General features: G+C 66.0%; 18 protein-coding genes. 8 read left to right on the forward strand and 10 right to left on the reverse strand.

From position 1 onward, the window contains the following. Positions 1 to 3: 3 nt before the first annotated feature. The 3 genes from gudD to garD all read left to right on the forward strand — a co-directional run bounded on the left by gudD (position 4) and on the right by garD (position 4,507). Complete coding sequence (gene gudD, locus N2604_RS29205; protein ID WP_260371503.1) at positions 4 to 1,347, forward strand: glucarate dehydratase; 1,344 nt, start codon at positions 4 to 6, stop codon at positions 1,345 to 1,347. 26 nt (positions 1,348 to 1,373) lie between these two features. Beyond that, on the forward strand, positions 1,374 to 2,822 hold the full coding sequence (locus tag N2604_RS29210; protein WP_260371504.1) for an aldehyde dehydrogenase family protein: 1,449 nt from the start codon (positions 1,374 to 1,376) through the stop codon (positions 2,820 to 2,822). Positions 2,823 to 2,965: 143 nt separating this feature from the next. After that, positions 2,966 to 4,507 carry a galactarate dehydratase gene (gene garD, locus N2604_RS29215; RefSeq protein WP_260371505.1) on the forward strand — a complete coding sequence of 514 codons (1,542 nt, stop codon included), beginning with the start codon at positions 2,966 to 2,968 and terminating at the stop codon, positions 4,505 to 4,507. Between the two features lie 60 nt (positions 4,508 to 4,567). On the opposite strand, the gene N2604_RS29220 is transcribed toward garD, so the two are convergent. Together N2604_RS29220 and N2604_RS29225 are read right to left on the reverse strand one after the other, a co-directional pair. Then, positions 4,568 to 5,308, reverse strand: a complete 741-nt coding sequence (locus tag N2604_RS29220) for a hypothetical protein (protein WP_260371506.1) — start codon at positions 5,306 to 5,308, stop codon at positions 4,568 to 4,570. A 3-nt stretch (positions 5,309 to 5,311) separates the two neighbouring features. Further along, complete coding sequence (locus tag N2604_RS29225) at positions 5,312 to 6,196, reverse strand: MipA/OmpV family protein (RefSeq protein ID WP_260371507.1); 885 nt, start codon at positions 6,194 to 6,196, stop codon at positions 5,312 to 5,314. Positions 6,197 to 6,547: 351 nt separating this feature from the next. Between N2604_RS29225 and N2604_RS29230 the strand changes: the two genes are divergently transcribed. The 3 genes from N2604_RS29230 to N2604_RS29240 all read left to right on the forward strand — a co-directional run bounded on the left by N2604_RS29230 (position 6,548) and on the right by N2604_RS29240 (position 9,052). Next, the gene (locus N2604_RS29230; protein ID WP_260371508.1) at positions 6,548 to 7,228 is read left to right on the forward strand and encodes a response regulator transcription factor; all 681 of its coding nucleotides are present in this window, start codon (positions 6,548 to 6,550) and stop codon (positions 7,226 to 7,228) included. After that, positions 7,225 to 8,589 carry a cell wall metabolism sensor histidine kinase WalK gene (locus N2604_RS29235; RefSeq protein ID WP_260371509.1) on the forward strand — a complete coding sequence of 455 codons (1,365 nt, stop codon included), beginning with the start codon at positions 7,225 to 7,227 and terminating at the stop codon, positions 8,587 to 8,589. Before N2604_RS29230 ends, N2604_RS29235 begins: the two co-directional genes overlap by 4 nt. 193 nt (positions 8,590 to 8,782) lie before the next feature. Continuing rightward, positions 8,783 to 9,052, forward strand: a complete 270-nt coding sequence (locus N2604_RS29240; RefSeq protein WP_260371510.1) for a hypothetical protein — start codon at positions 8,783 to 8,785, stop codon at positions 9,050 to 9,052. Positions 9,053 to 9,109: 57 nt separating this feature from the next. Here N2604_RS29240 and N2604_RS29245 read toward each other — a convergent pair whose 3' ends face one another. The 3 genes from N2604_RS29245 to N2604_RS29255 all read right to left on the reverse strand — a co-directional run bounded on the left by N2604_RS29245 (position 9,110) and on the right by N2604_RS29255 (position 11,539). After that, positions 9,110 to 9,463, reverse strand: a complete 354-nt coding sequence (locus tag N2604_RS29245) for a hypothetical protein (protein ID WP_260371511.1) — start codon at positions 9,461 to 9,463, stop codon at positions 9,110 to 9,112. A 281-nt stretch (positions 9,464 to 9,744) separates the two neighbouring features. Next, complete coding sequence (locus N2604_RS29250) at positions 9,745 to 10,338, reverse strand: DUF2147 domain-containing protein (RefSeq protein WP_260371512.1); 594 nt, start codon at positions 10,336 to 10,338, stop codon at positions 9,745 to 9,747. 172 nt (positions 10,339 to 10,510) lie between these two features. Next, positions 10,511 to 11,539, reverse strand: coding sequence for an NAD(P)/FAD-dependent oxidoreductase (locus tag N2604_RS29255; protein ID WP_260371513.1), 1,029 nt, complete (start codon positions 11,537 to 11,539; stop codon positions 10,511 to 10,513). Between the two features lie 180 nt (positions 11,540 to 11,719). On the opposite strand from N2604_RS29255, the gene N2604_RS29260 reads away from it, so the two are divergent. Further along, positions 11,720 to 12,187 carry a thioesterase family protein gene (locus tag N2604_RS29260; RefSeq protein WP_260371514.1) on the forward strand — a complete coding sequence of 156 codons (468 nt, stop codon included), beginning with the start codon at positions 11,720 to 11,722 and terminating at the stop codon, positions 12,185 to 12,187. 136 nt (positions 12,188 to 12,323) lie between these two features. On the opposite strand, the gene N2604_RS29265 is transcribed toward N2604_RS29260, so the two are convergent. Further along, a complete protein-coding gene (locus tag N2604_RS29265) occupies positions 12,324 to 12,644 on the reverse strand; it encodes a (2Fe-2S)-binding protein (protein ID WP_260371515.1) in 321 nt (106 codons plus the stop codon). 165 nt (positions 12,645 to 12,809) lie between these two features. Beyond that, the gene (locus tag N2604_RS29270) at positions 12,810 to 13,184 is read right to left on the reverse strand and encodes an Hpt domain-containing protein (RefSeq protein WP_260371516.1); all 375 of its coding nucleotides are present in this window, start codon (positions 13,182 to 13,184) and stop codon (positions 12,810 to 12,812) included. A gap of 398 nt (positions 13,185 to 13,582) precedes the next feature. Here N2604_RS29270 and N2604_RS29275 point away from each other — a divergent pair, with 398 nt between their 5' ends. After that, positions 13,583 to 19,285 (forward strand): negative regulator of septation ring formation, encoded by a 5,703-nt coding sequence (locus N2604_RS29275; RefSeq protein ID WP_260371517.1) that lies wholly within the window; start codon positions 13,583 to 13,585, stop codon positions 19,283 to 19,285. 244 nt (positions 19,286 to 19,529) lie between these two features. Here N2604_RS29275 and N2604_RS29280 read toward each other — a convergent pair whose 3' ends face one another. From N2604_RS29280 to N2604_RS29290, 3 genes are read right to left on the reverse strand one after another with little or no spacing between them, the layout of a single operon-like run. Then, on the reverse strand, positions 19,530 to 20,402 hold the full coding sequence (locus N2604_RS29280) for an MlaD family protein (protein WP_260371518.1): 873 nt from the start codon (positions 20,400 to 20,402) through the stop codon (positions 19,530 to 19,532). 28 nt (positions 20,403 to 20,430) lie between these two features. Continuing rightward, positions 20,431 to 21,201 carry an ABC transporter ATP-binding protein gene (locus N2604_RS29285; protein WP_260371519.1) on the reverse strand — a complete coding sequence of 257 codons (771 nt, stop codon included), beginning with the start codon at positions 21,199 to 21,201 and terminating at the stop codon, positions 20,431 to 20,433. Positions 21,202 to 21,203: 2 nt separating this feature from the next. Continuing rightward, positions 21,204 to 22,337 carry an ABC transporter permease gene (locus N2604_RS29290; RefSeq protein ID WP_260371520.1) on the reverse strand — a complete coding sequence of 378 codons (1,134 nt, stop codon included), beginning with the start codon at positions 22,335 to 22,337 and terminating at the stop codon, positions 21,204 to 21,206. Positions 22,338 to 22,393: the final 56 nt, after the last annotated feature.

Genomic DNA, 22,393 nt, shown 5'->3' on the forward strand with positions numbered 1-22,393 from the left:
GCGATGGCCCAGACTGAGATTTCCGGTGCACCTGTTATCACGGCGATGCAGGTGATCCCGGTCGCGGGCTGCGACAGCATGCTCCTCAACCTGAGCGGCGCGCATGCGCCGTTCTTCACCCGCAACATCGTCATGCTCACCGACAATGCCGGCCACACCGGCGTCGGCGAGGTGCCGGGCGGGCAGAAGATCTGGCAGACCCTCCAGGACGCGCGCGACCTCGTGATCGGCAAGACCGTCGGCGCCATGAACAACATCCTCGCCGACGTCCGCACCGCCTTCGCCGACCGCGACGCTGGCGGGCGCGGCAAGCAGACGTTCGACCTCCGCGTCATGATCCACGCGGTCACCGCGATCGAATCCGCGCTGCTCGACCTGCTCGGCCAGCATCTGGGCCTGCCGGTCGCAGCCCTGCTCGGCGAAGGCCAGCAGCGGAGCAGCGTCGAGACGCTCGGCTATCTTTTCTTCGTCGGTGATCGCCGCAAGTCGAAGCTCGACTATGTCACCGGCGAAACCGGCAAGGCGGAATGGTTCAACCTCCGCCACCAGGAGGCGATGACGCCCGAGGCCGTGGTGCGGCTAGCAGAAGCCACCCACGACCATTACGGCTTCGCCGACTTCAAGCTTAAGGGCGGCGTGCTCCGCGGCGAGCAGGAGATCGAGGCGGTGACCGCGATCGCAAAGCGCTTCCCCAGCGCGCGCGTCACGCTGGACCCCAACGGCGCCTGGTCGCTGGATGAGGCGATCAACCTCTGCAAGGGCATGCACGGCATCCTCGCCTATGCCGAGGACCCCTGCGGCGCCGAGGCCGGCTTCTCCGGCCGCGAGATCATGGCCGAGTTCCGCCGCGCAACTAGCCTGCCGACCGCCACCAACATGATCGCCACCGACTGGCGGCAGCTCTCCCATGCGCTGCGGCTCGGGGCGGTGGACATCCCGCTGGCCGATCCCCATTTCTGGACGATGCAAGGCTCGGTGCGCGTGGCCCAGACTTGCCGTGACAACGGCCTGACCTGGGGCTCGCACTCCAACAACCATTTCGACATTTCGCTCGCCATGTTCACCCATGTCGGCGCCGCCGCTCCGGGGAAGGTCACCGCGATCGATACCCACTGGATTTGGCAGGACGGCCAAGCGCTGACGAAAGAGCCGCTCCGGATCAAGGGCGGCAAGATCGCCGTCCCGGACCGCCCGGGCCTCGGCATCGAGATCGACCGCGCCGCCCTCGAGGCCGCGCATGAGCTCTACAAGAAGCATGGACTCGGCGGGCGGGATGACGCTATGGCCATGCAGGACCTGATCCCCGGCTGGACGTTTGACGACAAGCGTCCCTGTCTCGTCCGTTAACAAGAGCGTTCCACTGGAGGAAAAAGATGACAGCGATCCTGAAGAATTTCATCGGCGGCGAATGGGTCGACGGCTCCGGCATCACCAGGAACATCAACCCCTCCAATACCAATGATCTCGTCGGCGAATACGCCAAGGCCGACAAGGCGCAGACCGAGAAGGCGATCGCCGCCGCGAAGGCCGCCTTCCCCGCCTGGGCGCAGTCGACGCCGCAGGCGCGCTTCGACGCACTGAACAAGATTTCGCTCGAGATCCTCGCCCGTAAGGAAGAGCTCGGCCGCCTGCTCGCCCGCGAGGAAGGCAAGACGCTGCCCGAAGGCATCGGCGAGGTCGCCCGCGCCGGCCAGATCTTCGCGTTCTTCGCCGGCGAGGCGCTGCGCCTGATCGGCGAGAAGGGCGCCTCGGTGCGTCCCGGCCTCGACGTCGAGCTCACCCGTGAACCAGTCGGCGTCGTCGGCATGATCACGCCCTGGAATTTCCCGATCGCGATCCCTGCCTGGAAGATCGCCCCGGCGCTCTGCTACGGCAACACCGTGGTGTTCAAGCCGGCCGAGCTCGTGCCCGGCTCCGCACATGCGCTGTCCGAGATCATCACCCGCTCCGGCATTCCCGCGGGCGTGTTCAACCTCGTCGTCGGCTCCGGCTCGGTCGTCGGCCAGACCCTGCTCGAGCATCCCGACGTCGCCGCGATCTCCTTCACCGGCTCGGTGCAGACGGGACGCAAGATCGCGCAGGCCTGCGTGCTTTCGAACCCCATGAAGAAGTTCCAGCTCGAGATGGGCGGCAAGAATCCGCTGGTCGTGCTCGACGACGCCGACCTCAAGACCGCCGTCGAGGTCGCCGTCAACGGCGCCTATTTCTCCACCGGCCAGCGCTGCACTGCGTCCTCGCGCCTGATCGTCACCGAAGGCATCCACGACCGCTTCGTCGCCGCCATGGCCGAGCGCCTGAACAGCCTGTCGGTGGACGATGCGCTCAAGGCCGGCGTGCATATCGGCCCCGTGGTGGACCAGAACCAGCTCGACCAGGACCTCCGCTACATCAAGATCGGCCAGGACGAAGGCGCCAAGCTCGCCTTCGGCGGCGAGCTGCTCAAGCGCGAGAACCCCGGCCACTACCTGCAGCCCGCGCTGTTCACCGAGGCCAACAACAACATGCGCATCGCGCGTGAGGAAATCTTCGGCCCGGTCGCCGCCGTCATTCGTGCCAAGAACTACGAAGAGGCGCTCGCTATCTCCAACGATACCGAGTTCGGCCTCGCCTCCGGCATCTGCACCACCAGCCTGAAATACGCCTCGCACTACAAGCGCAACAGCGAGTCCGGCATGGTGATGGTCAATCTGCCGACCGCCGGCGTCGACTATCACGTGCCGTTCGGCGGCCGGAAGGGCTCGAGCTACGGCGCCCGTGAGCAGGGCTCCTATGCGCGCGAGTTCTACACCACGGTGAAGACGGCTTATACGTATCCGGGCTGATATCGTAGACATCGTAGGGTGGGTTAGCGCAGCGTAACCCACCTCCTCTGCTTCCGCGGATACAGACATTGGTGGGTTACGCCGAGTGATTGCGCTTCGCGCAATCACTCGGGGCTAACCCACCCTACACTTCGGAGTCCTTGATGGACCAGGACGTCGCAGCGAAAGAGCAGCCCCGCTACATCAAGCTCAACGAGCGCGACAACGTCGCGATCGTGGTCAATGATTTCGGGCTCCCCGCCGGCTCGCGCTTTGCCGGCGGCCTGACGCTGCGCGCCTTCGTGCCGCAGGGGCACAAGACCGCGCTGGTCGACATCGCCGAAGGTGAACCGATCATTCGTTATGGCGAGATCATCGGCTACGCGCTGTCGTCGATCCTGGCCGGTGAATGGGTGGACGAGGCGCGCATCCGCATGCCGGAGGCCCCCGCCCTCGACAAGCTCGAGATCTCCACCGCCGTTCCCGCGCCGCTGCCGCCGCTCGAAGGCTTCACCTTCGAGGGCTTCCGCAATCCGGACGGCTCGGTCGGCACCAAGAACATCCTCGGCATCTCCTCCTCCGTGCAATGCGTCAAGGGCACGATGGAATATGCGGTCAAGCGCATCCGCGCCGAGCTGCTGCCGAAATATCCCAACGTCGACGACGTCGTACCGCTGACGCATGCCTATGGCTGCGGCGTCGCCATCACCGCGCCGGACGCGGTGGTGCCGATCCGCACGTTGCAGAACCTCGCGCTCAACCCGAATTTCGGCGGCGAGATTTTGGTCGTCGGCCTCGGCTGCGAGAAGCTGGCGCCGGAACGCTTGGTGCCGGAGGGCGTGAACGACGCCATCGTGCACATGCAGGACGAGGCTTTCGACGGCTTTGGCGCCATCGTCGAGGCGATCATGACCCAGGCCGAGGCGCGGCTGAAGGTGCTCAACACCCGCAAGCGCGAGACCTGCCCGGCGTCCGATCTCGTCATCGGCCTGCAATGCGGCGGCAGCGATGCCTTCTCCGGCGTCACCGCCAATCCCGCCGTTGGCTTTGCCGCGGATCTCCTGGTGCGCGCCGGCGCCACCGTGATGTTCTCGGAAGTCACCGAGGTGCGCGACGCGATCCAGCTCCTCACCCGGCGCGCGATCAACGAGGACGTCGGCCGCGCGCTGGTGCGCGAGATGGCCTGGTACGATTCTTATCTCGCCCGCGGCGGCGCCGACCGCAGCGCCAACACCACGCCCGGCAACAAGAAGGGCGGCCTTGCCAACATCGTCGAGAAGTCGCTCGGCTCCATCGTCAAGTCCGGCTCGAGCGCGATTCAAGGCGTGCTCTCGCCCGGCGAGAAGGCGACGCAGAAGGGCATGCTGTTCGCGGCAACCCCCGCCTCCGACTTCATCTGCGGCACGCTCCAGCTCGCCTCCGGCATGACACTGCAGGTGTTCACCACCGGCCGCGGCACGCCCTACGGCCTTGCGGCAGCACCGGTGATCAAGGTCGCAACGCGCAGCGAGCTCGCGCGGCGCTGGAAGGACCTGATCGACTTCGACGCCGGCAAGATCGCAACCGGCGAGAAGAGCATCGAAGAGACCGGCTGGGACCTGTTCCGCCTGATCCTCGACGTCGCGAGCGGCCGCACCAAGCCATGGTCGGACCGCTGGGGCATCCACAACGACCTGACGCTGTTCAATCCCGCGCCGGTGACCTAAAGCGTTTTCGAGCGAAGTGGATCCCGGTTCGCGTCAAGAAAACGCGTCAAAACAGAACCGTCACGGGCCCTCGACCAGGTGCATGTCGCCCAGCGTGAGCGGCAGGCTGCGCGTGATCAGGTCCGCGATCGCCGCGCGCAGCCGTTCGCTCGAACCCGCCCCCTCGAACGTCGCTTCGATCGGCCCGCTCGGGCCGGCGATCCGCACCGTTCCGGTATTGTCGAGCGGCGCGGCCGCCCTCTTCTCGATCACGTCGAACGACTTGCCCTCGATGAGGCGAACCTCGTACAACGCGTGGATCAGCCCGTAGTCCGCAAGCAGCGTCCGATATTCGGCCAGCCCGACGCCCTCGACGTTGCGGCCGTTTCCAAGCTTCGATCTCGCCCGGGTGATGACAATATACGCATCCAGTCCCTGCGGCGCGACATCGCTGCGAACCAGCTCCTTGAACGGATCGCTGCGCAAGAGATTGACGGGCGCGACCGCCGAGTCCCTGATCGCAGCGAAGGCCGCACGCCGGTAGTTCACCGGCTGCACGCGAAAGCGTCCACTCAGCAGCTTCGTCGCCTGCTGGACGATCAGCTCGTCCAGCCCCCATGCGCTGATCGAGGCGGTCTGCGCGGCGTTGTCGAGCCCGGTCAGGCCGGCTCGCGTCAGGCTGATCTCCTCGCCGATGGCCGAGATGATGCCGACGGTCTTGATCGCCTGGAGCCGGCTCGCGCGCGTCTCGAACGCCGCGGCGGCGCCGAGCGCGACGCAGGCGATCGCGCAGGCGAGAATTAGGATGACCTTCCCGCGCATGATCTATCGGATCCTGAAATCGAACGAATAGGACGCACCGAGACCGACGGTGGTCTGGTTCGAGGATCCCCGCAGCTTCACCAGCGGGCTGTCCGCGGCATCGCCGAGCAGCTTCTCGTATTCGACATAGGCGTGGACCTCCCACTGCGGATTGATGCGGTAGGAGATCTGGCTGCCGAAGCCGACCGAGTGCGCACCGCCCTTGGCATTGTAGGTCGGCAACCCCGATGCCAGCGCCTGCACGGCATCGACGCCGAAATACGGCGCGGTGGCGTTGGTGCTCTTCCAGGTGAAGCGCGGGCCGGCGGAGATCGTCAGCCTCTGGATCAGTGGGACGATGACGTCGGCCGAAACATCCGCCACGGTGCCGGTATGACCTCCCATGCCCTGGCGCAACTCGCTGCGCAGGCGTAGCCAGTCGACCGGATAGTACTCGACGAAGCCGCCGAGCTCATAGGCGGCCTTGACGTCGCCGAGCCCGGTCAGCTCCGCATACTTGCTGCTCTTGCGCGAGGCGACGTATTTGAACGCAGGCCCCGCGCGAAAATTGCCGATGTCGAGCAGCGCGATGCTGGCGCTGTCGCGCGGTCCGCGAAACTGGTCGATCGATCCGGCGCGGCGGATGGAGAAGATCGGGATCGGAAGAAACTTCCCGTTGTTCGATCCGACGAACTCGGGCTTGTATTCGCCGCCGATGCCGACCATGACGGTCCAGTTTCCCGATGGCGAGGGCAGCATCGGCAGCTCGAATGGCGGCGCTGGCAGCGTGAACGCAGTCTGCGCCGATACTGGCGCAGTTGCCATGATCGCACCGAGTGCGGCGAGACAGGCGGTCGTCCGCCGCACCATCGCCGTGAGGCGGAGAGCGGCTTCTTCGAAATCATTCATTGCGGGGCCCCGGACCGGCCTTGCAGGCCGAGTCGACTGATGTGGTTAGGAGCCACAGCATCTGGTCCGGCAAAATTGCCCCAAGATTGCAAGGTGCGATCCATGCCTCGGGGACACGTCCGGCGCTGGCCAGGCGCGCCACCGGATCAAGATTGCGCCAACATTGCACGGCCGCGATTACGCCCTCAAAACTTGACGGGCCGGGCCCGCGCGCTCACCCGTTCCTGCCTTTTATTCGCCAAGCTCGCCGCCTTTATGGGAACCCTCGCGCACGAGCCGAAACGCCAGAATTCGGCCAGGGAGCGTCACGGTCAGGGTTTTTGTTGCCCCAGAGAGTCAAGGACGACCCGCGTGCGCTCCCTCGTGATCGAAGACGAACCACAGATCGGTGCCTATGTCAGCCGGCTGCTCGGGCAATTGCACGGCATCGTCGACCTCGTCGGCTCGATCGCCGATGCCCGCCAGGCACTGGACAACTTCAAGTATGATCTGGCGATCGTCGACCGGATGCTGCCCGACGGAGATGCGCTCCAGGTGGTCACGGCGCTGAGCCAATCAGCGGAGCGGCCCGCAATCATCATGCTGACGTCCAAGGACGCCAAGGAGGATGTCGTCGAAGGGCTCAATGGCGGGGCCGACGACTATCTCGGCAAGCCGTTCGAGCCGCAGGAGCTGCTTGCGCGGGTGCGCGCGGTGCTGCGCCGGCCCCGGCTGCTCGCGCCTTCGGTGCTGTCGCTCGGCAATGTCGAGCTGCACCTCGGCAGCAACGAGGCGGTGGTCGCCGACACCAGGGTCCTGCTGCGCCGGCGCGAGGCGCTGATCCTGGGGGCGCTGCTGATGCGGCGCGACCGCGTCATCACCCGCGCCGCGCTGATCGAGGAGATCTACGGCTTCGACGACGAGATCGAGTCCAACACGCTCGAGGCACAGGTCTCGCGTCTGCGCAAGAAACTGGCCGAGCTCGGCGGCGACGTCGAGATCCGCAGCATGCGTGGCATCGGCGACATCCTGCGGCTGGCAACGCCGCGATGAGGTCGATCGCCCGAACCTTTGCGCTGTCGCTCGGCATCGCCGCGACGACGGTGTTCCTGATCATGGTCGCGATCTTCGTCTCGAAGTATCCGATGGAGGAACGCGAGTTCAGGGCCTGCCGGGTCGTGGCCGCCGTTCTCGATCGCGCCACTGAAATCAACGGGCAAAACCTGACGGTACGCCCGACTCCCGCGCTCGAGGAATTGAAGGCGGACAGTCCGAACCTCTGGTACGTGGTATCAGTGGGCGACTTCGTTAGCGAGTACGGAAGCGAGCACCGGCCGCCGCTTCCTTTCGCATTCCCCTATCGCGGGCCCGTCGGCTTGTCCGTCTTCAGCACCCACGACCAGAACAGCACGTTCTGTCTCGCCGTCGCGCAACGAGGGCCCCTGCGGCTCACGACGATGGTCGGCGAGCCTCAGGTCCGCTTCGGCCGGATCGCAAGAAACTTCCTCGTCCGCAACACCTTTTCGATCGCCGTGGTGGCGCTGGCCTTTGCGACGACCGTTGCCGTTGGTTCGGCGCTTGCCGCACGTTTCGTCTCGCGCGGCATCGAACGGGTGGCACGCCGCGCGCTCGCGATCGATCCCTCGGCGCCGCAAGGCTTGATATCGCTGTCCGAGGTCCCTCGCGAGTTGCAGCCCCTGGTCGAGGCGCTGAACCGCGCTTTCGGCGAGATCGACGCCTATATCAGGATGCAGCGCCGCTTCCTCGGCAACGCCGCCCATCAGCTCCGCACGCCACTCACGCTGCTGCGCGCCAAGATCGACGATGTGCCTGACCCGGCCCTGAAAGCCGAGCTGGTGCGCGACGTCCGCCGGCTGACCTCGCTGGTCTCGGCGATGCTGGACCTGGCGCGACTGCAAAATCATGCGATCGAGAAGCGGCCCATCGATCTTGCCCAGATCACGCTCGACGTGCTGGCCGATTTCAGCCCCTCGGCGCTGGATGCCGGCATCGAGCTTGCGCTGGAGCAGAATGGGAAAGGTCCATTCGTGGTGCAGGGCGTGGATGCTGCGATCCGCAGCGCACTTGCCAATCTGGTCGGCAACGCGCTCATCCACGCCCATGGCGCGCGGCGCATCGTCGCCACGCTCGGCGGTGACGGCGTGTCGATTCACGATGATGGCGCGGGCTTGCCTGACGGCGCCGAACACCGGCTGACCGAGCCGTTCCAGACCGGTAACGCCGCAGGTGAAGGCGCCGGCCTCGGCCTGTCGATCGTCCGCGAGATCATGGCGGCCCATGGCGGGGAGTTGATCGTCGCTTCCGCGCCCGGCTGCGGCACGACGATGCGCCTGCGCTTTGCCGCGGCCGCCGCGCCGGCGAGATCTGCGCAGCTTGATCTGCAAGAGCATTGAGCGGAGCGCAGCGGCGCCTTCCGCGAAACCGTCCGGAAACATTGGAGCGGAAAACTTCTTCCGCGTTTCGTCCCTTCGCATCACGCAATCAATATCTGCGCCGAAGACAACGGGAATGTTCGCGCACGAGCGAACCTGTGCCGCCATCGCGGCGACCAAACCATCGATTCACATCTTCCACGGAGATTTTCCAATGCGTGTTGTCTCGATGATTGCCGTTGCCGGCGCCATGATTGCAAGCTCGGCTGCCGCGTTCGCCAGCGAGCTTCCCTCTTACGAAGTGACGTCGTTTCCGATCACGGCGACGCAGGTGCAGGTGCTCGGCGCCGCCGGCGTCGAGGAGCAGTCGACCGCGCCCACCATGATCGTCGCCGGAATGCCGGCCTCGCCGGTGCAGGTCTCCGTGCTGTCACCGCGGATCAAGCAGCTCGCGAGCGCGGGTTCGAATAACCAGGCGCACTAGGCTTGGCTTTGTCATTCCGGGTTCGGCGCTTCGCGCCGACCGGAATGACATGCGCGTCTACGTCATGCTGCCCGGCATGAAGCAGCGCACGCGCGGATGGCCGTCGATATAGTGCTTCCACACCATGGTGCGGCCGATCTTGTTCGGCACGGTGATCACCGCGCCGTCGGGCACCACGACCCACTCGTCGTCGAGGCGCACGCGGTAGCGACCGCGATCGGACTCCCAATCGACGTCGGCGATGACGTAGCCGTCCGCATCCGAGCAACATTGCCCGAACTCGCTACGCAGACTCTCGAACCAGGGTTTTAGGGGCGAGTTGGCGAAGCGGCCGTCGTCGCGCGCCAGCGCCGAATGCGTCAGAACCGTCAGCCCCAGCAGCACGGCGGCACACTGTCTTGCAGGTTTCATGTGGTCTCCGCGGTCGAAGTGATCACCGCGGGGCAAACGCTGCCGTCCGCCCTCCGCATGGTGCGCGGCAGGCGTGGAGACGGCGACTCGCTCCCCCAGCAGCTTTGCCGACAGCTATGCAAATCCGGCGCCAGCTCGCATTCCGGGGAACTACTGGAGCGGTCTGCGGCGCATTCGCCTCTTCGGCGAAGCTGGCCGCACAGGTTGGAGACCCGGTGGCGGGGAAGGCCTCTGCGCCAAGGCGGGAGGTATTGAGGCCGCGCAGCGCGCGACCTGTGCCCTTACTGCTTCGCCGGCGCCATCATCGCGCCGCCCTTCTTCGCCGCGGGCGCCGGTTGCTTTGCGGCTGCAGCCTGCGCGGGCAGGTATTTTGCCACGATGGCAGGATCGACCTGCGCGATGTAGGCATCCGGCAGGCGCGTCCAGGTTTCGTCCTTGCCGAGCAGCGCGATGCCGAGATAGCCGCGCAGCGTCAGGGTCTGGCCGTCGGGGCTGACCCGCATGTTGGCCTTCCAGATCTGGCCGTCGCGCGGATTGAGCACGTTGCCGCCTTCATACTTCAATCCTTCGCGCTTCATGTTGCGGACGAAGGAGATGCCGAGCACCCGAGCGTTCTTGCGATCGTCGGTGCACTTGGAGCAGACCTCGTTCGGGTCGTCGGTCGGCCGTGGGAAGGTCTTGGCGATCACGCCTTCGAAGACGCCGTTGTGGTCGACGAAGAGGAACCATCCGACCGTCCTGCCGTCTTCGACCTTCTGCCAGAGGCCCGCCGCCGTGGGCTCGGCGGTCTGCGCCACACACGGCGTCACCGTCGCGAGCGACAATGCGAGCGCGAGGAAGGAGAGCAGCCGAGAGCTGGAAACGAGAGTCCGCATTATCATCACCTTGCTGAGCCAATCACCTTGCTGAGCCAAGACTTCGCAGAGCCAAACTGTGCTAAGCCAAAAACCTGGCCAAGCCTACGACCGGAATGGCCGCAGACTACGGCGATTTCGCGAACGGTTCCAGCACCAGAAACATGGGGCATCGCTGCCCCGAGCGCTTCCGTCAGTTGACACCGAGCTTCTTTTGCAGGCTGGAGGACGAGGTCGTGTACTGGAACACGAGCCGCTTCTCCGGATAGACATAACGATGGGCTTTTTGCGACATCAGCGCGCCCTCGTGGAAGCCGCACAGGATCAGCTTGATCTTGCCGGGATAGGTGTTGATGTCGCCGATCGCGAAGATGCCCGGCACATTGGTCTCGAACGCGGACGTCTCGACCGGCACTAGATTGTTCTCCAGCGCGATGCCCCAGTTCGCGACCGGGCCGAGCTTCATGGTCAGCCCGAAGAACGGCAGCATGGTGTCGCAGGCGATTTCGGTGATGCTGTTGTCGTTGCCCTTGACGGTCGCGCCGGCGAGCTTGCCGTCGGCGCCGGAGAGCGCGGTGACCTGGCCGAGCCGCAGATCCATCTTGCCGCCGACAACCAGCGCGCGCATCTGCTCGACGCTGTGGGGCGCGGCGCGAAACTCGTCACGCCGATGCAGCAGCGTGATGCGCTTCGCAATCGGATGCAGGTTGAGCGTCCAGTCGAGCGCGGAATCGCCGCCGCCGACGATCAGCACGCTCTTGTCGCGGAACGTCTCCATCTTGCGCACGGCGTAATGCACCGAGGTGCCTTCATAGGCCTCGATGCCGGGCACCGGCGGGCGCTTGGGCTGGAACGAGCCGCCGCCGGCCGCGATCACCACCACCTTGCATTCGAACACCTTGCCGGCATCGGTGGTGCAGCGAAACAAGGGATCGCCGATCTTCTCCACGGTCTCGACCATCTCGCCGAGATGGAAGGTCGGATGAAACGGCTTGATCTGCTCCATCAGCGCGTCGGTGAGCCCCTGCCCCGAAACCTGCGGAATGCCGGGAATGTCGTAGATCGGCTTTTCCGGATAGAGCTCGGCACACTGGCCGCCGACCTTGTCGAGGATGTCGACGAAATGCGCCTTCATGTCGAGAAGGCCGAGCTCGAAGGCGGCGAACAGACCGCACGGGCCGGCGCCAATAATCAGCACATCGGTTTTGATCACGTCGCTCATGTCGTCTCTTTATCGATCGTTATCGGTTGGACGGCGCCCGTTGGGCAGAGGTGACCCTGCCTGTCTAGCCAACGGGGATGGAACAGGGAAGGCATAAAAGCGGGATCGTCCCGCAGCCGCCCACTTGCCGGGCCAAAATAACTGGGCTGTAACGAGGATGGATATGACGGAGATCAATCGGTGAACGCACCAGCCCGCCTCGACACGCCCCCGCGCCTTGAGGACTTTCCGTTTCGCCTCAGCGACAACGTCCGGTTCGGCGACTTAGACCCGAACCAGCACGTCAACAACGCGGTCTACGCCACTTATTTCGAGACCGGCCGTGTCACGCTGATGAAGCTTCCCGAATACGGGCTGACCCCGCCGGGGCTCGCCTGGATCATGGTGCGGCTCGACATGCACTTTCGCGCCGAGCTGCACTGGCCGAGCACGATCGAGCTTGGCCTCGGCGTCGTCAAGCTCGGGCGAACGTCGGTGACATTCGAGCAGGTCGTGTTCTCGAACGGCACGTGCATTGCGTCGGCGACGTCGGTCGGCGTCCTGCTCGACGAGGTCACGCGGCGACCCGCGCCGCTGAGCGCAGAGGTGATCGAGAAGCTCAGACCCTGGCACAAGCGCGGCATCGAGGTCGCGCCGCCGAGCATTTAGAGCATGATCCGGAAAAGTGTGTAGCGGTTTTCCGGAAAGATCATGCTCAAACAATAACCTTAACCTAAAGCGCGATGACGATTCATCCTAATCGCATCGCGCTTTAGTCTACTTGGATTAGTCTACTTGGCGACGATCAGGCCTGGCGCTCGGGCGTCGCCACGACGAGACCGTCGAGCTCGTCGGAGACCTTGATCTGGCAAGACAGGCGCGAATTCGGGCGCACGTCGAAGCCGAAGTCGAGCATGTCCTCTTCCATCGGCGTCGGGCTGCCGACCTTCTCGCGCCAGGTTTCGTCGACATAGACATGGCAGGTCGCGCAGGCGCAGGCGCCGCCGCATTCGGCCTCGATGCCGGGAATGCTGTTGCGGATCGCAGCTTCCATCACGGTTGCGCCGTTCTCGATTTCCACCGTGCGGGTTTCGCCCTTGTGGTCGACAAAGTGAATCTTGGCCATGTGTGCTCGTGCTGCCGCGGTGCTTTGAATGAAGGAGGGTCCCGGCTGTCCTATAACGGGTCGGTCAGCCCGGCGCCATAGCGTTTTGTTGCGATTTGAATCCCGCTTTGCGGGAAGAAAACGCGTCAAAACAAGCGACTAGAGCCCGGCTCCGGCCGTATCGGCTTAACGCTTCAGCATCGCCGCGATGGCAGCGCGGGCCTCGGCCACTGCCTCTTTCAGTGCGGCCAGGGCGTGGGGCCGGCCATGGCCGGTCCGGATCGCAGTCTCCAGGCTGGTTGCGGCATCGGCGACCGCAAAGGCGCCGATCCCGCGCGCCGAGCCCTTGAGCTTGTGCGCGAGCGCGCCGGTCTCGGCCGGCAATGCCGTCATCGCTACGAGCAGACGGGCCGCCTGCTCCGCGAACATGGCCAGCACTTCCTGCTCCAGCTCAGCATCGCCGAGCGTCATCCGGGAGAGGTGATCGAGGTCGAGCGGGCTGTCGATCGGCGCAAGCGGGGGCGAAGGCATCCAGTCCATCCGTTGCAGTTCAGGTGTCATGGCGCAGGGCCCCGGCATCGCGCGACGTCCGCCGGTCCGGCGGTCAGGTTCCCCTCACCCAAGCATGGAAATGGTTAACGAAATGTTTGGGGGATTTGACGCAGATCCGCCGGTTTATTGACGAAAAGTTGCCGCAATCGGCCGAGTCCAGTGGAGAATTCCATTGATTGCTAAGGCGTTACGGCCCGATCCTGTTAACGATGATTAAGAATGTCTTAATCGCGGGCATTTCATTCGCGACGCTCTGCCAATAGGATGTTGCAGAAATTGGCGGACAAGCCGTCCGGGTGGGGGACGGCTCGGAGATCCGCGCAAGCGGCATGATCCGGTCTGTGGGCTTGCGCCGCGCGCAGGGCTCGCGGGGGGACGCGTACAAGTAACGAGGGCTCGGACTGAACATGGCGAACACTCCGAAAAAGGTCAAAGACCCTACAGAAGTTGCGCTTTCTGCGATCCAGGAAGCCCTGAACATCAGCGACACCGCGGCCGATACCAGCCGCAACGCCGCAATGCGCAACGAAACGGCGCCCCCGGTGCCGCCCGCCACGCCCCCGGTCTTCGACGAGCCGAACTTCGAACCGCGCCCCGCCGCCAACGAACGGTCGACCGTGTTCGACCCGATCGAAGAGCCGCGCACCGCGCGCCGCGCCGCCAATGACGACCGCGAGACCATCGGCCAGCTGCTCCAGGCATTGCAGAAGGGCCGCCCTGCCCGCAGCGTCTACACCTTCGCCACCATCTTCGCCGGCATCTGGCTCGCCGCTTGCGCCGCGCTGACCGTCGGCTTCCTGCCCTCGATCCAGGCCGCCATGGGCCAGAGCGGCGGCGTGCTCGTCATCGCCGGCCTCGTTGCGATGTTCTTCGCACCGATCATGTTGTTCTACTTCCTCGCCAGCCTCGTCTGGCGCGGCCAGGAAATGCGCATGATCGCGCAGGCGATGGCGCAGGTCGCGATCCGCTTCTCCGAGCCGGAAGGCTCGGCCGCCGATTCCATGGTCACCGTCGGCCAGGCCATCCGCCGCGAGGTCGCGGCGATGGGCGACGGCATCGAGCGCGCGATCGCGCGCGCCGGCGAGCTCGAGACGCTGGTCGCCAACGAGGTCGCCGCGCTCGAACGCGCCTATAGCGACAACGAGGTTCGCATCCGTGCCCTGCTCCAGGACATCGCGCATCAGCGCGACAACCTGGTCGGCCAGGCCGAGCAGGTTCGCAGCGCCATTTCCGGCGTGCAGATCGACCTGCGCCACGACATCGCGCTGATCTCGGACGCGATCGCCTCCCGCGTCGACGAGGTCGCCAAGTCCATCACCGGCGCGCTGGAAGAACGCGGCGCCCACATCACCCAGGCGCTGAGCAATGCCGGCGACAACATGATCCTGGCGCTGGGCGAACGCGGCGGCGACCTGCTCGATCGTCTCGAGGAAGCCAGCAACGAGACCACGCGCGCCGTGCTCGACGCCAGCGAGCGGCTGACCACCAGCCTCAACTTCAAGACCGGCCACGTCCACGACGAGTTCGTCGACCTCGCCGACCGCGTCCACGAGATGCTGAACGAGCGCATCGACCGCATCACCGGCGAATTCGAGCAGCGTTCCGCCGCGATCGTCGACGGCATCTCCGAGCGTACCGAGCTTGTGCACGATTCCTTGAAGAACTCGTCGGACTCGCTGCTGCTCGAGCTCGAGCTGCGTTCCAACGACATCTCCGCCAAGATCGACGACGCCGGCAACCGCCTCGCCGGCCAGATCATGACGAGCGGCGACAAAGCCAGCGAAGCGCTCGACGCCACCGTCAACTCCCTGGTCGCCAAGGTCGTCAGCCAGACCGAGACCGCGCACGATTCGCTGTCGCTGCAGATGAGCGCCTTCGACGAGCTGGTGAGGAACCAGGGCACCGAGCTGGTCGAGAAGTTCGCCCGCGACTCCGGCACGCTGGGCGCGCTGATCACCCGCCACATCTCCGAGTTCGACCGCACCGTGAAGACCTTCGGCGGCGAGATCGTCGAGCGCATGGGCCAGCGCACGCAAGACATCGCCGAGACGCTGAAGACCTATGTCGACAATTTCGACTCCCGATTCACGTCGAACGGCGGCCAGATCACGGCGGTGCTCGACCAGCGCCTCGCGGAGTTCGAAACCACGATCGGCGAACGCGTCGGCACTATCGACGCCTCGCTGAACGGCAAGATCGCCAGCCTCGACGGCACCATCGAGGGCCACATCAGGACCTTCGACGAGCAGCTCGTCGGCCGCGTCGCCGCACTCGAGCAGTCGTTCGACAGCCGCGCGAAGTCGATGACCGAAACCATCGACGGACGCATCAACACGCTGGCGGCCTCGCTGACGGACGGTGCCGCGCAGGCGATCCAGTCGATCGACTCCCGCCTCACCCACCTCACGACGTCACTGACCGGCGGCGCGTCGCAGGCCATCGAAACGATCGATGCACGCCTGAATCACCTTACAACGTCGTTGACCGATGGCGCATCGCAGACCATCCAGACGATCGATACGCGCCTGACGCACCTCACGGCGACGCTAACGGGCAATGCGACGCAGGCACTCGAGTCCATCGACTCCCGCCTCACCTACCTGACCACCGCCGTGACCAACGGCGCATCGCAGGCCGTGCAGTCGGTCGACACGCGCCTGACGCTGTTGACCTCGACGCTCACCGACGGCACCGCGCAGGCGATCGAGGCGGTCGACCGCCGCATCACCGGCGTCACCGAGCTCATCGACGGCCGCAGCACGCATCTGACCGACACGGTCACGGCGCGCTTCCAGGAGATCCAGCAGGCCATCGAGACCAAGGTCGGCTCGGTCGCCAGCGACATCGACGTGCGCGTGGCGCAGTTCGAGGACCTGCTCGGCTCGCGCGTCGAGGCCGTCGCCGGCCGCATCGAAAGCAGCGGACGCCAGGCCAGCGAGGACATGATGTCCCGCGCCGAGATGATCTCGACCGCGATCCGCTCGCATGTCGAGGACGCCGAGCGCTCGCTCACCAACCTCGTCGTCAACACCAGCGAGACCATCCAGACCGGCGCGCGCACCGCCCAGCAGTCGCTGCTGACGGTCTCCTCGGACGTCAACGCCCAGCTCAAGATGACCTCCGCCGAGGTCGAGCAGGCGCTGACCGCGGTCGGCACCGGTGCGGCGAACTCGATCCTGACCAGCGCCCGCGAAGCGCAGTCGACGCTGGTCGCGGCCTCGGGCGAAGCCTCCAACCAGATCAAGGGGCTCGCGGCCGATGTCGAGCGCACGCTGTCGGCGGCGGGCTCTGCCACCGCGGCCTCGATCCTGGCCGGCGCCCGCGAGGTGCAGACCACCCTCGTCACCGCGTCCTCGGATGCGGCCAACCAGGTCAAGACACTCACCGCCGACGTGCAGCGCTCGCTGTCGATGGCCGGCACCGCCACGGCGGAGTCGATCACCGCCGGCGCCCGCGATGCGCAGAGCACGTTGATCGCGGCCTCGACCGAGACCGCAAACCAGATCAAGGCGCTGTCCTCGGACGTGCAGCGTTCGCTGACGATGGCGGGCACCTCGACGGCCGAAACCATCATGAGCGGCGCCCGCGAGGCCCAGAGCACGCTGGTGACGGCGTCCTCGGACGCGGCGAGCCAGGTCAAGTCGCTGGCGGCCGAAGTGCATCGCTCGCTCTCGCAGGTCGGGCAGTCCACCGCCGAGACGATCACCACCAGCGCCCGCGACGCCCAGAGCACCCTGCTCGCGGTTTCGGCCGAGCAGACCAGCCAGGTCCGTTCGCTCGCCGCCGAGATGCAGCGCGCGCTGGCGACCGCCGGCGGCGCCACCATTGAGGCGCTCACCAGCGGCGTTCGCGAGGCTCAGGGCACGCTGATCTCCGCCTCGACCGACGCGGCGAGCCAGATCAAGTCGCTGACGACGGATATCGAGCGCACGCTGACCGCGGTCGGCGCCGACACCGCCTCGACCATCCTCAACAGCGCGCGTGAGGCCCAGATCTCGCTGACGTCGACCTCGGCCGACGCCGCGAGCCAGATCCGCACGATCTCGACCGAGATCGAGCGCACGCTGAGCGCGGCCACCGCCAACGCGACCAACGACATCCAGACCAGCGCGCTCAACGCCCAGAACGCGCTGATCTCCGCCTCCAACGAGGCGAGCTCGCGCGTCAAGTCGAGCTCGGCCGACGTCGAGCGTTCGGTGCTCGCCGCCAGCTCCAGCTTCGGCCAGGCCATGACCGGCAAGACCGACGAGATCGTCACCTATGTGCAGCAGCAGGCCGACCGCCTGTCGAACATGATCGACGCCAAGCGCGGTGCGCTGGTCGACGCGATCGGCTCGAAGACCAGCCAGCTCACGCTCGACATCGACCGCGTCACCTCCGACGCGCTGAAGTCGATCGAGACGCGCGGCCAGGCCTTCTCGCAGACCATGATGGGCAACGGCTCGGAAGTCGCCCGCACCATCAACGCGGCAAGCGAGGTCGCCACCAGCGCGGTAGCCAAGTCGCTCAAGGATCTCGAGCAGTCCTCGCGTTCCGCGATCGACCAGTCGCGCCAGGTCTCCATTGCAGCCGTCACCGAGATGCAGGAGACCAGCAAGATCCTGCGCACCGACACGGTCGCCCTGTTCGAGCGCCTGCGCGAAGGCAACATCCTGCTCCAGGAGGTGCTGACCGGTGCGCACGACAACCTCAACTCGCTCGAGCGGGCGCTGGTGACCCGCGTCGCCGACTTCGTCTCGGCGATGAACGACGTCACCTCGCGCAACGGCGCGGCGACGCAGAATCTGGAAGAGCAGCTCAACGTCTTCAACAGCAAGACCACGAAGGCGCTGCAGGATCTCGGCGAGCTGTCGGTCCAGTTCGACAAGCACGGCCAGGCGCTGGTCGAGGCCGCGCAGGTCGTCGAGCAGAGCAACAAGAACACCACCGCCTCGCTCGCCGAGCGCAAGCAGGCGCTGGAATCGCTCGTCACCACGATCGACCTGCGCACGGCCGATCTCGACCAGCGGCTGTCGCGCTTCACCGGCCTGCTCGATGAATCGCTGGCGGCCGCCGAAGAGCGCGCCCGCGACATCGCTCGCGTCGTCGCCGAGACCGCCGGCGCCGGCTCGGCCGCGATCACCCGCCAGTTCGAGGCGGTGCGCGCGGCGTCCGAAGAGGAGCACCGGCAAACGATCGAGGCCATGCACGACATCTACCGCCAGACCACTGATGAGGCGGATGCGATGTTCAAGCAGTCGACCGAGAAGTTCACCAACCTCGTCGCCAGCATGAAGCAGATGGCTCTCGAGATGCACAACGAGCTCGAAGCCACCCGCAACGAGCTGCGCCGCGGCGTGCTCGAGATGCCGCAGGAAGCCGCCGAGAGCACGGCGCAGATGCGCAAGGTGATCGTCGACCAGATCGAGGCGCTCGCCGAGCTCAACCGCATCGTGGCCCAGCACGGCCGCGGGCTCGACGTCACCACCGCGGGCCGCGCCGGCGTGCAGCGCCAGGAAGAGCCGGTGCTGGCGGCCGTCGGCGGCCGGGCTCCCGAGACCCGCATGCGCGACATCGGCAGCGCCTCGACGCTGCCGCCACCGGACCTCGGCATACCGGCCGCGCGCCGCACCGAAGCGCCGCCGGTCGCGCCCGCCAACAACGACCAGGGCCGTGACGGCTGGCTGTCGGACCTGCTCAACCGCACCGACGCCAACCAGGGCGCGCCGGCCGGTCAGGCTCCCCGTGGCCGCGCGGCACCCGCGCCGCAACCGCAGGCGCCGCAGGCGAGCAGCAATCCGCTGGAATCGCTGTCGCTCGACATCGGCCGGCTGATGGACCGCAACCTCGCGGCCGAGATGTGGGATCGCTACCAGCGCGGCGAGAACAAGGCCTTCACCAAGCGCCTCTACACGCCCGCCGGCCAGAAGGCCTTCGACGAGGTCGCCCGCAAGTACCGCGCCGACCGCAACTTCAAGGGCACGGTCGACCGCTACGTCGCCGAGTTCGAGCGCCTGCTCGACGAAGTCGCCCGCGACGGCCGCGGCCCGCAGGAGCTGCGCAGCCACCTGATCTCGGAGACGGGCCTGGTGTACACCCTGCTCGCGCACGCGGCGGGCCGGCTGGGGTGAGCGGCCGATAGCAACGAGCAGCAATGAAGACGGAGGCCTCACGGCCTCCGTTTTGTTTGGGCAATCGTAGCCCGCATGGAGCGAAGCGGAATGCGGGGCAAGTTTCCCGGATTGCGCTTCGCTCCATCCGGGCTACGCAGCTGACTCCTACAAGCTCGTCATTGCGAGGAGCTCTTGCGACGAAGCAATGACGGGTGGAGAGAGCATGCACACTCTCTCCTCTCGCGCGAACGCTCCCGCTTTCCTACCGCCTGCCGCTCGCGGTGGGCGCGGGCTTCGGCGGCTCGGGCGGCGGGGCGGGCTGGGATGAATTGCTGGCGCCGAACAGGACGCGGGTCGGGTTGCGATCGAAATTGTTCACGGCGCGGCTGATGTCGCCGAGGGTGCGGCGGCCGTCGGCCATCAATGCGCCGGAGCGCTTGTCGAAATCGTCGGCGAGCTCGCGGATCGACTTCACCGCCTGGAACAGCTCGCCGCCGTCCTTGCCGCCGGCCAGCGTGTTGAGGCCGAGCATGAGGTTGTCGGCCTTGAGCATGACGCCGTCAACCTTGGCCATCACGGCGTCGATCTTCTCGGAATTGCGCGCCAGCGAGTTGGTGAAGGTCTCGAGGTTCTTCAGCGAGTTCTTCACCGATTCCTGATTGTCGGCGACAATCTTGTTGACGTTCTGCAGCGTGGCGCGGATCGCCTCGGTGACGTCCTGCAGCTTGTTGGGGTCGGCCGTCAGCGTCGGGATGCCGTCCTGATCGAGCGGCGGCGCCGGCGCGGCCTCGTCGCCGCCCTTGAGCGAGATCGCGGCTACGCCAGTGAGGCCCTGGAATTCGAGGCCGACCAGCGTGTCCTTGCGGATCGGGGCATTGTTCTCGATCATGGCGAGTGCGACAACCCGCCGCGGGTTGTCGAGCTTCACCGAGACCACCTCGCCCACCCTGATACCGTTGAAATTGACGCTGCCGCCGTTGCGCAGGCCCGCCGCCGGGCCCTCGAACACGACGCGAAGCGGGCTGCGCTGCTTGGTGGTATGCAACGACTGAAACCACAGCACGAAGCCGATCGCCGCGGCGATCACCGCCAGCGTGAACGAGCCGATCAAAACGTAATTCGCCCGCGTTTCCATCAGGTGCTCCGGCTATCAACCCAGCTACTCAACCCATGACCGCGCGGGCGCGCTTGCCATGAAAATACTGCCTCAGCCAGGGATGCTGCGAGGCCTGCATGTCGGCGATCGACCCTGCCGCAATGATCTTACCGTTCCCTAAAACGGCGATGCGGTCACATGCTGTGTATAGGCTGTCGAGGTCGTGGGTTACCATGAAAACGCTCAGCCCCAAAGTGCGCTGGAGGGTCCGGACCAGTTCGTCGAAGTCGCCGGCGCCGATCGGGTCGAGGCCCGACGTCGGCTCGTCCAGGAAGACGAGGTCGGGATCGAGCGACAGCGCGCGCGCCAGTGCCACGCGCTTGATCATGCCGCCGGAGAGCTCGGACGGGAAACGCTCGGCGACCTCCGGCTTGAGGCCGACCATGGTGAGCTTGGCCATGGTGATCTCGTCCATCAGCCGCTGCGAGACGCGCAAATATTCGCGCATCGGAAACTGGATGTTCTGCCGCACGGTCAGCGAGGAGAATAGCGCGCCCTGCTGGAACAAGACGCCCCAGCGCCGCTCGACGTTGCGCCGCTGCGACGCGCTGGAGGAATCGAGGTCGACGCCGAATACTTCGATGGAGCCTGCGACCTTCGGCACCAGGCCGATGATGGTGCGCGTCAGCACCGACTTGCCCGCGCCGGAGGGGCCGACAAATCCCAAAATCTCGCCGCGCTTGACGTCGAGGTTGAGCCCGTCCAGCACGCGCGTGGCGCCGAACTGCACGGTGATGTCGCGGACGCGGATGATCGGATCCTGTATCTCGCCTGCCATCGTCACATCCCGATCGAGGCGAAGAAGATGGCGAAGATGCCGTCCATGACGATGACGAAGAAGATGCCCTTCACCACCGACGCGGTTGTGTGCTGACCCAGCGATTCGGCGCTGCCCTGCACGGCGAGGCCCTCGACGCAGGCGACGATGCCGATCACGGCGGCCATGACCGGCGCCTTGACGATGCCGACGATGAAATGATCGATCGAAATGGCATCGCGCAGGCGCAGCAGGAACGCTTCCGGCTGAACGCCGCCATAGAGCCAGGCCACCAGGCCGCCGCCATAGAGCGCGGCCATCGCGCCGAGGAATGCGAGGATCGGCAAAGCCAGCACCAGCGCCATCATGCGCGGCAGCACCAGGACCTCGATCGGGTCGAACCCCATGGTGCGCAGCGCGTCGATCTCCTCCCGCATCTTCATCGAGCCGAGCTCGGCGGTGTAGGCGCTGCCGGAGCGGCCGGCGACCATGATCGCGACCAGCAGCACGCCGATCTCGCGCAGCACCAGGACGCCGAGCATGTCGACGACGAAGATGTCGGCGCCGAAGCGGCGGAAATGGAAGATGCCTTGCTGCGCGATGATGCAGCCGATCAGGAAGGTGATCAGCACGATGATCGGCACCGCGCGCCAGCAGACCTGCTCCATGTGGTGCACGGTCGAGGTCAGGCGAAACGACCGCGGATGGAACAGAACACGAAACCACGCCGCGAGCACGGCGCCGAGCATGTCGACGAGGCCCGCCACCGTGCCGGCGACGCCGGCCACGGCCCGTCCGATCTGCTCCAGCATGCCGGAAATGGTAATAGGGTTGCTGTCGACCACGGCCGTCGCCCTGACCCGCCGCACCTCGTCCACGAGGCTGGAATAGTTGGCCGAGAGGCCCGCGATCTGGGCCTCGACGGGCCCCTTGGTCAGGCTGCGGCGCAGCCGCTCGATCAGCCAGGCGCCGAACGTATCGAGCTTGGCGACCTCGGAGACGTCGATGAAGATGCTTTGCGGGGTGCCAGCGAGCTTCTCGGCCTCAGTCACCATCCGCTCCAGGACCGGCGCAAAGCTCGCCGTCCAGGTGCCGGTGGCGCACAGTGCCAGCGCGTTGCCCCTGGCAATCCGTTCCAGCTTCGGATCGCCACTCATGTCCGCTCCCGTGCCGGGGCGGAGAAAATCAGATGGTTGCGCACGCGCCCTTACCA

Source organism: Bradyrhizobium sp. CB1015, from assembly GCF_025200925.1.
Classification (GTDB): domain Bacteria; phylum Pseudomonadota; class Alphaproteobacteria; order Rhizobiales; family Xanthobacteraceae; genus Bradyrhizobium.

What these genes read in the sequence shown, in the direction of transcription:
- gudD (WP_260371503.1), top strand. Translation starts at nt 4, where the DNA reads ATGGCCCAGACTGAGATTTCCGGTGCACCTGTTATCACGGCGATGCAG.
- N2604_RS29210 (WP_260371504.1), top strand. Translation starts at nt 1,374, where the DNA reads ATGACAGCGATCCTGAAGAATTTCATCGGCGGCGAATGGGTCGACGGC.
- garD (WP_260371505.1), top strand. Translation starts at nt 2,966, where the DNA reads ATGGACCAGGACGTCGCAGCGAAAGAGCAGCCCCGCTACATCAAGCTC.
- N2604_RS29220 (WP_260371506.1), bottom strand. Translation starts at nt 5,308, where the DNA reads ATGCGCGGGAAGGTCATCCTAATTCTCGCCTGCGCGATCGCCTGCGTC.
- N2604_RS29225 (WP_260371507.1), bottom strand. Translation starts at nt 6,196, where the DNA reads ATGAATGATTTCGAAGAAGCCGCTCTCCGCCTCACGGCGATGGTGCGG.
- N2604_RS29235 (WP_260371509.1), top strand. Translation starts at nt 7,225, where the DNA reads ATGAGGTCGATCGCCCGAACCTTTGCGCTGTCGCTCGGCATCGCCGCG.
- N2604_RS29240 (WP_260371510.1), top strand. Translation starts at nt 8,783, where the DNA reads ATGCGTGTTGTCTCGATGATTGCCGTTGCCGGCGCCATGATTGCAAGC.
- N2604_RS29245 (WP_260371511.1), bottom strand. Translation starts at nt 9,463, where the DNA reads ATGAAACCTGCAAGACAGTGTGCCGCCGTGCTGCTGGGGCTGACGGTT.
- N2604_RS29250 (WP_260371512.1), bottom strand. Translation starts at nt 10,338, where the DNA reads ATGCGGACTCTCGTTTCCAGCTCTCGGCTGCTCTCCTTCCTCGCGCTC.
- N2604_RS29255 (WP_260371513.1), bottom strand. Translation starts at nt 11,539, where the DNA reads ATGAGCGACGTGATCAAAACCGATGTGCTGATTATTGGCGCCGGCCCG.
- N2604_RS29265 (WP_260371515.1), bottom strand. Translation starts at nt 12,644, where the DNA reads ATGGCCAAGATTCACTTTGTCGACCACAAGGGCGAAACCCGCACGGTG.
- N2604_RS29270 (WP_260371516.1), bottom strand. Translation starts at nt 13,184, where the DNA reads ATGACACCTGAACTGCAACGGATGGACTGGATGCCTTCGCCCCCGCTT.
- N2604_RS29275 (WP_260371517.1), top strand. Translation starts at nt 13,583, where the DNA reads ATGGCGAACACTCCGAAAAAGGTCAAAGACCCTACAGAAGTTGCGCTT.
- N2604_RS29280 (WP_260371518.1), bottom strand. Translation starts at nt 20,402, where the DNA reads ATGGAAACGCGGGCGAATTACGTTTTGATCGGCTCGTTCACGCTGGCG.
- N2604_RS29285 (WP_260371519.1), bottom strand. Translation starts at nt 21,201, where the DNA reads ATGGCAGGCGAGATACAGGATCCGATCATCCGCGTCCGCGACATCACC.
- N2604_RS29290 (WP_260371520.1), bottom strand. Translation starts at nt 22,337, where the DNA reads ATGAGTGGCGATCCGAAGCTGGAACGGATTGCCAGGGGCAACGCGCTG.